Annotated in this window: 10 protein-coding genes; 1 reads left to right on the forward strand and 9 read right to left on the reverse strand. The window is 51.3% G+C overall.

Annotation, left to right across the window (positions count from 1 at the left end):
* Positions 1-191 precede the first annotated feature (191 nt).
* From FAZ14_RS15910 to FAZ14_RS15950, 9 genes are all read right to left on the reverse strand, one after another.
* Positions 192-1,628, reverse strand: a complete 1,437-nt coding sequence (locus tag FAZ14_RS15910; protein ID WP_153508859.1) for a serralysin family metalloprotease — start codon at positions 1,626-1,628, stop codon at positions 192-194.
* 412 nt (positions 1,629-2,040) lie between these two features.
* On the reverse strand, positions 2,041-3,483 hold the full coding sequence (locus FAZ14_RS15915) for a serralysin family metalloprotease (protein WP_016941368.1): 1,443 nt from the start codon (positions 3,481-3,483) through the stop codon (positions 2,041-2,043).
* A gap of 150 nt (positions 3,484-3,633) precedes the next feature.
* Complete coding sequence (locus tag FAZ14_RS15920) at positions 3,634-5,076, reverse strand: serralysin family metalloprotease (protein WP_016941369.1); 1,443 nt, start codon at positions 5,074-5,076, stop codon at positions 3,634-3,636.
* Positions 5,077-5,245: 169 nt separating this feature from the next.
* Positions 5,246-6,652, reverse strand: coding sequence for a TolC family outer membrane protein (locus tag FAZ14_RS15925; protein WP_016941370.1), 1,407 nt, complete (start codon positions 6,650-6,652; stop codon positions 5,246-5,248).
* A gap of 12 nt (positions 6,653-6,664) precedes the next feature.
* Positions 6,665-8,011, reverse strand: a complete 1,347-nt coding sequence (locus FAZ14_RS15930; RefSeq protein ID WP_038925887.1) for an HlyD family type I secretion periplasmic adaptor subunit — start codon at positions 8,009-8,011, stop codon at positions 6,665-6,667.
* A gap of 13 nt (positions 8,012-8,024) precedes the next feature.
* Complete coding sequence (locus FAZ14_RS15935; RefSeq protein WP_016941372.1) at positions 8,025-9,758, reverse strand: type I secretion system permease/ATPase; 1,734 nt, start codon at positions 9,756-9,758, stop codon at positions 8,025-8,027.
* 16 nt (positions 9,759-9,774) lie between these two features.
* Positions 9,775-10,137: a protease inhibitor Inh/omp19 family protein gene (locus FAZ14_RS15940; protein WP_016941373.1), complete on the reverse strand. Its 363-nt coding sequence runs from the start codon at positions 10,135-10,137 to the stop codon at positions 9,775-9,777.
* 220 nt (positions 10,138-10,357) lie between these two features.
* Entirely contained in the window at positions 10,358-11,791 is a 1,434-nt protein-coding gene (locus FAZ14_RS15945) for a serralysin family metalloprotease (protein WP_038925886.1), read from the reverse strand.
* A gap of 533 nt (positions 11,792-12,324) precedes the next feature.
* Positions 12,325-13,182: an SDR family oxidoreductase gene (locus tag FAZ14_RS15950; protein ID WP_016941375.1), complete on the reverse strand. Its 858-nt coding sequence runs from the start codon at positions 13,180-13,182 to the stop codon at positions 12,325-12,327.
* A 408-nt stretch (positions 13,183-13,590) separates the two neighbouring features.
* On the opposite strand from FAZ14_RS15950, the gene FAZ14_RS15955 reads away from it, so the two are divergent.
* Positions 13,591-14,910, forward strand: coding sequence for an SrfA family protein (locus FAZ14_RS15955; protein ID WP_038925885.1), 1,320 nt, complete (start codon positions 13,591-13,593; stop codon positions 14,908-14,910).

Below are 14,910 nucleotides of genomic sequence, written 5' to 3' on the forward strand. Positions count from 1 at the left end.
CTTCTGTCTGTCACCCTCTCATATCCCTTCCAGCCCTGCTTTGCGATAGAAAAGGTAGAGTTTCAGACAGTGTCTGTGGTGATAGAACATAGTATGTTGTAACTAATCGTATGGTCATTGACATGCAATAAATATTGGCAGGAAGTGTTCAGGAATAAAGGGCGGACAACCGCCCTTCTCCGATATAAACGTTAAACAACGAAATCTGTTGTTTGTGATACCTGACCCACGATTTTCACCAGGAATTCCGCAGAAGTATTGTTATCGAGATTCAGATAAAGATTGCTGACATTGGATGAGGCATCCCAATTAAGCATGACCTCTCCACCGCTACCGCTGAACTGATTAACAAAGTGCAAATTGTGGCCGGTATTGAATGCGGAAAGATCGATCTTATCAACCCCGGTCTGAAAATCGAGAATCCAGTCTGGAGCGTTAACACTCGAGTCAGACACCGCAGTATACACAAAGGTATCTTTGCCACTACCACCATACAGACGATCGGCACCGCCCCCACCATAAAGGATATCGTCACCCGCTCCACCCTGCAGGGTATTGTTGGCGTCGTTACCAATCAGTACATCATTGCCTGAACCACCAATCGCGTTTTCAATGGTGACCCCGTGAGCAATCGATATATTGCCTTTCAGGCCGCCAACATCCGAAAACGCACCTTCATTGAGATTGATACGCTGGTTATTGCTGTAGCCAGAGAAATCAAAGGTGTCGTTACCACCCGCATCCCATACCGAGAAAATCAGCGCCTTACTGCTGCTGGTCGCGGTATAGAAATCACGATCGGTATTGGAATGGAACCCGTAGATGGTATCCCCCGTGCGGGTGGACATATTGGCACCATATAAACGCTGAATGGCCTCAATATCATCCAGCATCGGTCCGGCGGCATAGTGACCTTTGAAATCACCGCCGGTATTTCTCTCACTCCAGTAACTCATAATACTGAACTGGCGGGTGTCTTCCGCGTAAGTGACATCTCTGTAACTGGGGTTCCCGACACCGGCATTATAATTGCCAGGATGATTCAGGCCCAACGCATGGCCAATTTCATGCGTCAGGGTCTGGCGACCGTACTCCATCGTATCCGGACTACGAATGTTATCCACATTGTAGTTGTACCAGGTCGAGCCTGAAGCACTACCACTTCCCGGCAGGTACGCATAAGCCTGGGAACCGTAGTCTAAACGACCGCTAGAATCACGGGTGTAATTACCGAAGGTGACATTGGCTGACTGATTACCGGTAACCTCCGTAAACGTGACATTGGCGACATCCGCCCAGGATTGTAGCGCCAGCTTCGCCTGGGAAATTTGTGCGGCATTGAATTTGACAAAACCGGTGTCGCCATCCGGTGTAGCTCGCGCTGACTGCAGAAATTTAAACGTCAGGTTAGCTGATTTGCCAAAGACATTCGCACCATTCCAGCTCACATTGTCACGGGTAATTTGCGCACCAGCCTCCTCAAGCGAGTAAGAAGGCTTGCCGTTAATCGTTAATCCGTTGCCACGTTCATGGTAGTGCAGCAAATTATAAATTGCGTCATAACTGCTGCTGGAGGCAGATAGTGAATGTAAAGCGTCATCATCACGTGAAGACAGATTTCTTTCCATAAAACCCTCATTCTCATGAATAATCATAAAGCGCCATTAAATTTTGGGATAAAAACACCCTACCAACTTAATGGCCTATTTTTAGGAAATAAATTTGCTAATGTCAGATATAACTAATCAGCGCTGTCACCAGCACTGATTAGTTATATAGTTCACTGTAATGAATTTGTAAAGAATGTGTCGTTATTTTTCCATTTCACCACAGTGATATGTTGATAACTTAAATATGCCACTAATTGATGAAAATAAAATAAGTTATAAGAATGGTAAAAGAGAAAAAGGAAACGATTGCTTTGCAAAAAAGTAAGTATTACTAGGCGAAGATTATTGCAGTAGGAAATAATACTACAATAATGTATTAATAATAAAATAGGGCAGAGAGTCTGCCCTGTGTATGACGTTCAGTGATTAATTACACGATAACATCGGACTGTGCTACCTGACCGACAATACGCACCAGGAAATCGACAGAGCTGTGGCCCGCTTCATGCAACCACAGATTCGTAACGCTATCCGCTGCATCCCACTGCAGTATGATTTCCTGCCCTTTACCAGAGAACTGACCCTGCACAAAACTCAGTTTGCCTTCGCTACGGAATGCCGACAGATCGATTTTGTCCACCCCGGTCTGGAAATCAGTGATCCAGTCGTACGCAGACAGAGTAGAATCCTGACCGCTGCCGTAGACGAAAGTATCACGCCCGGCACCGCCGGTCAGGGTATCTGCCCCAGCACCACCGTACAACACGTCGTTGCCCGCGCCGCCCTGCAATATGTTATCGGCGCTGTTGCCAACCAGAATATCGTTGCCGGAGCCGCCAATCGCATTCTCGATAGTGACCCCGTGCGCAATCGATACGTTACCTTTCAGGCCGCCAACATCCGAGAACGAACCTTCATTGAGGTTGATACGCTGATTATTGCTGTAGCCGGAGAAATCAAAGGTGTCGTTACCGCCCGCATCCCATACCGAGAAAATCAGCGCCTTGCTGCTGTCAGTCGCGGTATAAAAATCACGATCGGTATTGGAGTGGAACCCGTATACCGTATCGCCGGTGCGGGTGGTCATATTGGCACCGTACAGCTTCTGGATAGCGGCAATATCATCCATCAACGGGCCGGCAGAGTAATGGCCTCTGAAATCACCACCGGTGTTCTCCACATCCCAGTAGCTCATGATGCTGAACTGGCGGGAATCTTCTGCATAGGCCGCACTGTTTTTATAGCTGATATCCCCTTCACCGGCATTATATTCAGCCGGGTGGCTCAGCCCCAGAGCGTGCCCAATTTCATGCGTCAGAGTCTGACGGCCATATTCTTCAGCCCCCGGGCTGCGAATATTGGACTGGTTATAGTTATACCAGGTGCTGCCAGCCCCCTGATACTGACCCGGATAATAGGCATAGGCCTGAGTACCATAATCCAGATTACCGCTGGCATCACGGGTATAATTACCAAAGGTGATATTGGCTGATTTATTTCCCGTTACCTCGGTGAACGTCAGGTTGGCGACATCAGCCCAGGATTGCAATGCCAGTTTCGCCTGTGCAATTTGCTCTGCATTGAATTTCACAAACCCGGTATCCCCCGATGGGGTTGAGCTTGCAGATTGCAAAAACTTAAATGTCAGGTTGGCTGATTTACCTAATACATTGCTTCCATTCCAGGTGGTATTTTCCCGGGTGATTTGTGACACAGCCTGATCAACAGAATAAGAGGCCTTGTCATTAACTGTCAGACCATTACCCCGGTCGTGGTAATGCAGGAAATTATACACCGAATTATACGCATTGCTGCTATTGGCAGATAATGCACTTTGCGCGTCATCTTGACGCAAAGACAGATTTTTTCCCATAAAATCCTCTGAAAATAATATAACCGAGAGTAGCCATTACTTATTCAGGGCGAACACATCCCTGCCAGAATGGCATGTAAATAAGATTTCGATAGAAATCTTATTAAACAGGATAGTGACACTACCCTGTTTAATATTTTCAGTGATTAATTACACGATAATATCGGACTGCGACACATGACCGACGATACGCACCAGGAAATCGACAGAGCTGTGGCCCGCTTCATGCAACCACAGATTCGTGATGCTATCCGCCGCATCCCACTGCAGTATGATTTCCTGTCCTTTTCCAGAGAATTGGTCCTGCGTAAAACTCAGCTGCCCTTCGCTACGGAATGCCGACAGATCAATTTTGTCCACACCGGTCTGGAAATCAGTGATCCAGTCGTACGCAGACAGAGTAGAATCCTGGCCGCTGCCGTAGACGAAAATGTCGCGACCGGCACCGCCGGTCAGGGTATCCGCGCCCAGACTGCCGAACAGCACATCATCGCCCGCGCCGCCCTGCAGGACGTTATCAGCGCTGTTACCAACCAGAATATCGTTACCAGAGCCGCCAATCGCATTCTCGATAGTGACCCCATGCGCAATCGATACATTACCTTTCAGACCGCCAACGTCTGAGAACGAACCTTCATTGAGGTTGATACGCTGGTTACTGCTGTAACCGGAGAAATCGAAGGTGTCATTGCCACCGGCATCCCACACCGAGAAAACCAGCGCTTTGCTGCTGTCGGTCGCGGTATAAAAATCACGATCGGTATTAGAGTGAAATCCGTATACCGTATCGCCAGTGCGGGTGGTCATATTCGCGCCGTACAGCTTCTGGATAGCCGCAATATCATCCATCAACGGTCCGGCGGAGTAATGGCCTTTAAAGTCTCCCCCCGTATTTTCCACATCCCAGTAGCTCATAATGCTGAACTGGCGGGAATCTTCTGCATAGGCCGCACTGTTTTTATAGCTGATATTCCCTTCACCGGCGTTATATTCAGCCGGGTGGCTCAGCCCCAATGCATGCCCAATTTCATGGGTGAAGGTATATCGCCCGTATTCTTCGGTACCCGGGTTGCGTACAGTCGATTGGTTATAGTTGAACCAGGCGCTGCCCGATAGCGGATGCGTCCCCGGATAAGCCGCGTAAGCCTGAGTATCCGTATTCAGACTGCCATCCGCATTGCGGGTGTAATTGGCAAAGGTAATATTCGCTTTTTGATTAGGACTGACCTCGGTGAAGGTCAGGTTCGCGACATCCGCCCACGACTGCAATGACAGCTTTACCTGTTCCATTTGTACCGGCGTAAATTTTACCGGCCCGGTGTGGCCGTTGGGCGTCGACGTAAAGGTATTCAGGAACGAATAGGTCAGATTCGCTGCCTTACCATACATATTGTCACCGTTCCAGGTGGTATGCGGTCGGGTTAACCCTTCATCCACCGCTTTATCCGTGGAATAGGACGGCTTGCCATTCACCGTCACGCCATCACCACGTTGATGGTAATACCAAAAATCATAGATATCGGCATAGCCGATATAATTACCTGCCTTGGCGGCAGCAGAGGTATTTAATGGTATATTTTCGTTTTGTTGCATATTACTTCTTCCATAAAGTCTGACTTATTTATTACAGTCAGAATGCCTTATTCGCCATTATATCGTCGGCAGTCACCCTGACCGCCCAACGAATGGCACACCCTTCTTTCGCAGCCTGCTACGAAAGAAATCTTGTGGATACGGCATAAATTCGCGCAACAGGCGCTTATTAATGTGTTTTATTGCCGGATGGCGTTTTTACCTTCCCCTTTCTGGCAACATCGGCGGGTTGGAACCAGGCAGCCAGTTGCATCATGTCCTGCTCATTGAGCGTACCTGCGGTATAGCGCAGAATTAACCATGCCTGAAGCCAACGATATTTCACTTCCGCCAGTTCACGCCGGGCGTTGTACCACTCCTGTTCCGCCATCAATACATCCAGATTAATACGTTCACCACCGGCAACGCTTTGGCGTGTAGCGCGAATGGCTTCCTCTGCGGCATCGACACTCATTTGCCAGGCTCGGATCCTGGCCGCGCCGTTGGTACACAGGTTAAACTGACGACGTAATTCTGCGAAGGTTTGCCGGGTCTGATTATCCAGTTCAGCCTGATTTTGCTCATATTCCGCTGTCGCCTGACGCATTGACGCCGACACCGCACCGCCGGAATACAGCGGTACACGCACCTGCAACCCTACCGTCTGGGTATCATATTTCTGGTTATAGTTATATTCAGATTCAGACAGACTATTGCGGGCTGACGCCACCAGATCCATGCTCGGCAGATGACCGGCACGGTTCCGCTCGATTTCATAGCGACTGTAACCGACGTTTTCTCGCTGCACCGCCAGCTTTGCGTTGTGCCGGACCGCCAGTTCACGCCATTGCGTCAACGAACGGTTTTCTGTCACATTATCCGGCAACACATCCAACGCCAGCGGCGATAAATCCTGAATCTGTAGCGGCGAGCCAATCATATTTTCCAGCGTAGTCATGGCAGCATCCAGCGTATCTTCCTGCTCAATACGCTGCGCATTGGTGACGGTGTAACGCGCCTCCGTCTCACGCAGATCGGTTTGCGTCCCTTCCCCCGCCGCCAGCAAGCGACGATTCAACGCCAATTGTTCCTCGTAGGCGCGACGTTGCGCATCAAGTAACGTTAATTTTTCCTGTGCCAGCAGTGCGTCACTCCAGGACTGATAGAGTCGGACCATCAAGTCCTGGCTGCGATCACGAAATCGCTGATCGGCCATCAGTTTACGACTGATACCCTGCTGATAACGCGCCCAGGCGGCATAATCCAGCAACGGCTGACGCAGCGTCAGCGTTGACACATAGTTGTCGTAGTCACGTTGACTGGTGTTATTCACCGTACGATCCCGCTGCGTCACCTTGGAATGGCTGTAGTTGACACCGTAGTTGTACTGTAACGACGGCAACAATCCGGCCCGACCGATCGCCACTTCTTCCTGCCCGGCATCCCGTTCAAAACCAGCCGCTCGCAACTGCGCATCATTACGCAACGCCAGTTCCCAGGCGTCTACCAACCCCATCGCCTGAGCACCGCCGCCCGTCAGAGATAACCCTATTGACAGAGATAACACTACCGCCAGTAATACCGCTTTCCTTCGCATTGCTTTCTTCCGTTACTCTTCCGTCAACGCCAGATGCATACGATCCATCAACGGCTTAAACAGATAATTGATAAACGAGCGTTCCCCGGTACGCACAAAGCCCTGCACCGGCATGCCGGGTTTAATTTCCAACCCATGCAATGTTCGTTTACCTTCTTCGCTCACCTGAATACGCAGGCTGTAATACGGCATGCCATCTTTCTCATCGACCAATCGGTCGGCGGAAAGCAAGGTCACCGTCCCCGGAACGCGCGGTGTTGTACTCTGGCTAAACGCGGTAAATTGCAACTCCACCGGCAACCCGGCCCACACTTTATCCACCATTTCTACCGGAATACGACCATCCACCAGCAAGGGCTGATCTTCCGGCACGATTTCCATCATCACCTGTCCGGCGGCGATCACCCCGCCTTCAGTGAACACCTTCATATCCACCACGGTACCGGCAACCGGCGCACGCACTTGTACATTGGCCAGATTAAAATCTGCCTTCTCGCGCTGGCTTATCACTTCATTCAGTTTGGACTGTACGTCAGATAACTCGCTGCTTACTTCCCGGTCATATTCCTGCTGGCGCTGGGCAATACGCAGTTTCTGTTGCTGAATATCACGACGGATTCTCCCCGCGTCACCGCTGGTTTGCGCCAGTTCACCGCTTACCTGCGCAAACAGCCGCTCCATCTCCAGCATTTTATTGCGTGGCACATAATTCTCCGCCGCCAGTGGACGTAACCCTTGCAACTGCTGGCTTAATACGGCTTGTTCCGACTGTTTGCTGGTGATCACTTTTTGCAGCGCGCCAAGCGATGTCTCCATACCGTCGATACTGGCGCGCACACCGTCGGTTTCCAGTTTCAGGGCTTGTTGTCGGCTATACAGCAGATTTTCCTGTAACGCGATAATGCCCGTCATTTCCGGCCGCCGACGTGCCTCAACCAGCCGGGGCGTCGCCACTAGCGATGGTTGATTACGCTGTTCTGCCAGTAGCCGGGCTTCGCGTGCAATCAACTGATCATATTGGGAACCCAGGCCCTCGCTGGTAGTACGGGCATCAACGGCATTGAGCGTCAGCAATACCTGACCGGCGGCAACCCGGTCCCCCTCTTTGACCTGAATGCGCTCGACAATGCCGCCTTGCATGTGCTGAATCACTTTACGGTTGCCAGACACCACGACATTACCCTGCACCGCCACGCCTTTATCCAACGGTGCCAACAAAGCCCACAGCAGAAAGCCGCCAAAACCGGCAAACACCAGCCACCAGCCTAATCGCAACGCCCGTTCTTCATCACGGCTGGCACGATCGCGCATTGTCGCTTCGCTTAATTCATCCTGTGTCGTTACATCCATGCCTGTCATTGGTTCATCCCTGTTATTGCGGCATCACAGCCGGCGCATTCATTCGGGCCTGATTGGCTGCGCTACGTTGCTGCAACTCCGTCAGCACATCCCGGGCCAGGCCAATACGCTGTTGCTGGCCTTCATGGAGGATCAGAATTTTTTGTGCCAGCGTCGTCAGCGCCGGACGATGCGTGATGAGCACCACGGTGGCACCACGTTTTTGCAGTGCAACAATCGCCTGCATCAGAGCCTTATCACCGTCACTGTCAAGGCTGGCATTGGGTTCATCTAACACCAACAGGCAAGGATCGCCGTACATCGCCCGGGCCAGACCAATACGCTGACGCTGCCCCCCCGACAGGCCACTGCCGCCATCCCCCAATTCCGTGTCATACCCCTTCGGCAAGGACAAAATCAGCTCGTGTACCCCCGCCAGTTTTGCCGCCGCCACCACTTTTTCCGGGTCGGCCTCGCCAAAGCGGGCAATATTTTCCGCCAGTGTTCCTCTGAACAACTGCACATCCTGTGGTAAATACCCAATAGCCGGGCCGAACGCGCTTTTATCCACCAGATCCAGGTCTGAGCCATCCAGGCGTACTTTGCCTTGCGTCGGCGCTTGAGCACCGACCAGCAAGCGAGCCAATGTAGACTTACCAGAACCAGAGGCGCCCAACACCACCAGCGTTTCCCCCGCTTGTAGTGAAAAATGGATATTCTGTAATCGGGCGTTGCCATTACCTTGTGCCGGACGCAGTGATACCTGTTCAACACTGAGATGACCTTCCGGCGCGGGTAATGCCATCGATTCGGGACGCGGCGGATACACTGCAATTAGCCGGGTCAAACGTTGCCAGGCAATGCGTGCGCTGCTCCACTGTTTCCACACGCCGATCAACTGATCGATCGGGCTTAAAACACGACCAACCAGAATGGAGCCGGCGATCATCATCCCCGGTGTAATTTTGCCGTCGATCGCCAGCAATGCCCCTAACCCCAACATGAATGATTGCAACGCGATACGGCTGTATTTGGAGGCACCACCCACCGCTGCGGCACGCTCGCTGGCGAGATTTTGCAGAGAAATAAAGCGGTAATGACGGGCCAGCCAGCGCCGACGCAAGTTACCCAACATCCCCATCGCTTCAATCACGTCAGCATTGCGCAGTTGGGCATCCGCCAGGTGAGTCGCCTGCTGGGATTGCAGGTTAGCTTCCGCCAGCGGTTGGCTGGTCAGATACTGGTTTAGCCAGGTCAGCGCAACCAGTACGACGGTACCGCCCAGAGCCAGCAACCCCAGCCAGGGATGCAATAAAAACAGCACCAGCAGGAACAACGGGAACCACGGTACATCGAAGAAAGCAAATAACGCATTGCCAGTAATGAACTGGCGCAACAGTGTTAAATCGGTGAGAGCCATTCCGGCGCGACCATCACCAGCGTCAAGATTACGGGCAAAAGCCGCATTGAAAACATCCTGATTGAGCGCCAGGTCGATTCGTGTCCCCAGTCGCACGACCAGCAGGCTGCGAACCCATTCCAACGCTCCCATAAACGCGCACAGCCCCGCCATCAGCAGGGTCAGCATCAGCAGGGTAATACCGTTGCCAGACGCCAGCACCCGGTCATACACCTGAAGCATGTAGACCGAAGGAGCCAGCATCAGCAGGTTAATGACCGCGCTGAAAATACCGACGCTCCAAAAACTGCGGCGAAACTGACGCAGTACGCCGAACAGCGAACGATCTTGCTCAGAGGAAGCATTCACGACGGGCGACTCCCACTCAGGCTTTCTTTTTCAAAATACGCACACTGCCGTTAGCCAGCGTATGTTCGTACTGATCACGATTACGGCTAAAAAACGCCACTGCCGAACCATCTGACTGTGTCAGCGTCACGCCATCAGGCGTAGGTCGCCAGCCAACCGGCGCTTCCGGCAACAGCGTTTGCAGGCAGGTCGTGTCGCCAACCAACCGCCAGGTTGTGTTATCCAGCACTTCCGTATTCAGACGGATATCGCAGTGCTGCTCCGTGCCACTCAATACCCACTCTCCGCTCAGCTCTGCTGCCGACGGTAATCTCAGACTGCTCGCCATACATCCTCCACTCAGTGCACTCAGTAATGTCGCAATAATCAGCTTTTTCATGATATTCCCATCTTTCGGTATCAGAGCGCGCCATTCATGACTGAAACTATCTGGTTAAATACATTAATAATGGCAGGCTCATCCACATGGCGCATGGCCTGCCATTATTTTATAGCCCTGAAAATAACAGGGTTTTTCTATTTTCACTTTCTCTGTTCTCGTTAAAAAACCACGCAGTCTTTAAACGATCATACTATTGTTAAGCCATGAAATACGACGGTTAAACAATGAAATCCGACGGCTGCAACGCCGTACCGACAATCTTCACCAGAAAATCAGCCGAACTGTGTCCGCTTAAATGCATCCACATATTGGTCTGATTCGCTTGACCATCCCAATTCAACAGCACTTCGTTGCCAGCGCCAGAGAAATGATCGACAAACTGGAGATCATGATTCTTATTAAATGCGGACAAGTCGATTTTATCTTCACCACGCTGAAAATCAGTAATGGTATCCGGTGCCGATGCGAGCGAGTCTTTTTCCCAGGCATAAACAAAAATATCTTTACCCGCCCCGCCCGTTAAAATATCTGCGCCGCCATCACCGTACAACACGTCATTACCCGCCCCACCATCAATACGGTTATCAGACAGGTTACCGACAATGACATCATTACCAGAACCGCCGATAGCATTTTCAATTACCGCGCCCGCCGCAATAGAAACATTACCCTTCAAACCGCCGACATCTGAAAACGTACCGCTAATCAGACTAATGCGCTGATTCGAGCTATAACCGGAAAAATCAAAGGTATCATTACCGCCCGCATCCCAAACGGAAAATATCAACGGTGTTTTGCTGTCGGTCGCAGTATAAAAATCGCGGCCTGTATTAGAGTGGAACCCGTATACCGTATCGCCAGTGCGGGTGGTCATATTCGCACCATACATTTTTTGGATAGCAGCGATATCATCCATTAACGGAGCGGCGGCATGATAGCCATGAAAATCGCCACCGGTATAGCCTTCATTCCAGTAACTCATGATACTGAATTGACGAGTATCCTCGGCGTAGGTCACGTCTTTATAGCCGGGGTTGCCATCTGTGGCGTCATAACGCCCTGGATGATACAATCCGAGCGTGTGGCCAATTTCATGTGTCAGCGTATTGCGGCCAAATTCATTAATATCCGGCCGCTGGTTATCAGCCTGATTGTAATTAAACCAGGCTGAACCAGCCCACTTCCAATTTCCAGGATAGAAACCGAAGGCCTGGCTATTGTTATCCGTATGGCCATCAGAGGTTAATGTATAGTTACCGAACTTAATCGTAGCCTGTTGAGGGTTTTTGACTTCCGTGAAAGTCACATTCGCTACATCAGCCCAGGATTGTAATGCCAGTCTGGCCTGCTGAATTTGTGCGGCATTAAATTTGACGAAGCCTTTGTAATTATCAGGCATATTGGCATCAGAAACTGACTGAAGAAAAGCATAAGTCAGTGCGACAGGTTTACCAAAAACGTTTTCGCCATTCCAGGTGACATTACCTCGGGTTATTTGATCCCGCGCCTGCTCCAGCGTATAGGATGGCTTATCGCCAATATTGCCATCCCCACGGTGGTGATAATTCCAGAATTGATAGACATCCGCAACACCGGTATAGCTACCGGACGATGCGGAAGAAAGATCGATTTTTTTGCTATATAAAGCCATCACGCTTCCTCCATGAAATTACGTTCATATCTGATGATGTTATCCGTGCGGACATATACTCGGCATACTTCAAGTTGCAGGTGTGTTGGCTGCGTTCGCTCATCCGAATCACTTACCTCAGTAAGCTCATCGGGATTCACTCCCTTTCCGCCTTCCTGCAACTCGAACTATTTAGGGTACAACATCTTTTTATAAATACACGCGTTGTCAGCATGTAATTCATAAAACGCTCGCTGAACACCCACCATTCACTTTTCACTTTTGCTGTTAAAAGCGAATGTTCCCTGTTAGGCATGAATCAACTATTCAGGCAGCATAGTCCGATAACACAAATAGGTTAGTAAAACAGAAATAAAATGACAATATTTCATCAAGAAAATCGATGTTTTGTTACGGACAATTCAGTCTGCCCAAAAAAAACCAGACAGAAGAGTGTGGAAGAAAAAATTAGCAGAATAAAAAATGGTGCGTAAGTCACCAAACGCACCACTTCAGAGCATCACTCAGTCATCAATAACGGAATGACAACAGCACTACAACGATGCCAGCGTACTGCGGATGACATCAGCATACGGCGTCGTCGGGTGACCCAGCAGTGCTGACAGCGCGTTCTTATCGTCAAACAACCCGCCTTTTTCCGCCCCGGCATCCGAATCAGCCAGCATATCGGCAAGCCCGCCTGGCAAGCCTGCGCCTTTTAACGCATTGGCGAACTCGGCTTGCGACAGGTTGACATACTGCACCGGCTTGCCGCTCTGCCGGGCAATTTCAGCGGTAAACTCCGCCAGCGTATAGCTATTGTCACCGGCCAGTTCATAAGTTTTGCCAGCCTGACCGCCCAATTGCAGCACAAGTGCTGCCGCCTGTGCATAATCACTACGCGCCGCTGACGCGATACGCCCTTCACCGGCCGCGCCGACGAACGCACCATGCGCCAACGCCGGGGCAATACTGGCGGCATAGTTTTCGGTATACCAGCCGTTACGCAAAATCACATGAGGAATGCCGGAAGCCTTTAACGCCGCTTCCGTCGCCAGATGCTCTGCCGCCAATCCTAATGCCGACGTATCAGCATGCAGCAAACTGGTGTAGACGATAAGACCGACACCTGCCGCTTTAGCTGCGTCAATAACGGCTTTATGTTGCGTTTCGCGCTTGCCCACCTCACTGGATGAAATCAACAACAGCTTTTCGACCCCGCTCAGTGCCTTGACCAGTGTTTGCGGCCGATCGTAATCGCCATAACGCACATGGATCCCTTTTGACGCCAGTCCACTGGCTTTCGCTGGATCGCGAACCACAGCAATGATGTGCGCTGTCGGTACTGATTTCGCCAGAGTATCAATCACTAAACGGCCTAACTGACCTGTTGCTCCTGTAATCGCAAACATCATGTACTCCTGTTTATGGGGAAATACCGCTGCACGCTTCAGTCCGTATATCCTAAACATCGGTATCCGGTTGAAACTCATACCTGCAGCATATGGCCTGAACTCACTTTTAGTAAGTACTAACAAGAATGTTAGTGTGAAATAACAATGCGAGCATCATCACAACATCCCGGCCACTGGCTTCCTGCTGACGCGTTACCGGGTAATCTGTAAAATGGCTACGGTTGGTTTTTTAGTTCCGGTCATATCGCACTTATGCGATATTGCTTTCTCAGAGAGCTGATGACGCAAATATTTGTCATATTTGTCACTTCTTTACTTATTTGATTCGTGCCCATCAGAATTATAATCGCAGACAGTGGACACGATTTTCTGCCTTGACGGTTTATCACAAAGGGTCTCTTTGGCGTGGCAAAATTATTTTTACGCAGTGGAAATTTAGACGATTTTCTTGCGTTGGGAGAGAACGGCCAGCCCGTTTATGCTTCGGCGCTACAACTACGGGAAACACTGCGTCTTCGCAAACAACAGCCTATCGCTGATTGTCTGGCTATTCCTCAGCCTAATGAGGATGGCGATCGCATCGACTGGTATTCCCCCTTCTCCGGTAAAATTACTTCCTGGATGGCGGCCAGCGACGAACAACGCGAGCACGCGTTGACGCTGCTGGAGCATTATCTCAACACGGTTGACGCGATCAGCGAACGAGCGCGTCAGTCCGACAAACCGGCACAAAAACTTTTCGGCGTATTGTTGGCGAAGGCGTTTCAGTTTCCGGGTTCCAATCATGTGTATCTGGTGGACGATAAACCGGTTATTACCTTCTGGGGATTCGTCAGCCTGGGCAAAAAATCTCGTCAGGATGTGCTGGAGTGCTTGCGACCGGTTGAACTCCCTGAGCCAGTTCCGGAACCGGAACCGCTGCCGGAAGTCACGGTACACATTGCCGAGCCCGAACCGGAGCTACCGCCGCCGCCCGTCGTCGAGCCGGAACCCGTCGTGATTGCCGAGCCGGTCGCAGCGCAGCCCGCTCCGCTGTCGGCGCGCCGTGTCTGGACCAGCCCTTGGGTACTGGGTCCGGGTGTCGCCCTACTGGCGACGCTGGCGTTTCAGATCCGCGGCTGCGTTTCCCACCCCGAAACCAGCGCGCCTTCCGCCGTGACCGCTATCAAGCCGGAAAAACGCGCACTGGGAGCAACGCCGCCGGAAACACTCCCACCACCCAATCTGCCATTAAATGTGGCCACACTGTTGCCCGCCCCCGTAACAGCAGAACCACAGAAAAAAGCGGAAGAGAAAGCACCGCCAGCGCCAGCTGCAATAGAAATGGCCGCCGCGCCGAAAGGTGCGCTGGTGATGCCAGCCGACGCGGTGAAAATCGGCTCCATCCGCTTCCTCGATGGCAACTGGCAAGCCACACTGTCGGCGAAAAACCCGCTGACAGGTAAGCCGCCAGTACTGCGCTATCAACTCAAAAACGGCAAAGGCCGGGTGCACTTTACCTATGGTGACAACATCACCTGTCAGGCCGAGGTGGAGGCCGGGTTGCATCAATCCGGTAATCTGGTGATCAACAGCCGCTACCGTGCGCGCTGCAGCGATGGTTCCCGCTATCCGATGCCGGAAATCGTCTGTACCCGACAGGAGTCGAGCGAGGCTGCTGAATGTAAAGGCCGCTATGATGCCGACACTGTGCTACCGATGACGATTAAGCGTGAGAGTAAATAA

The organism is Dickeya oryzae (genome assembly GCF_009372235.1).
Lineage (GTDB): Bacteria > Pseudomonadota > Gammaproteobacteria > Enterobacterales > Enterobacteriaceae > Dickeya > Dickeya oryzae.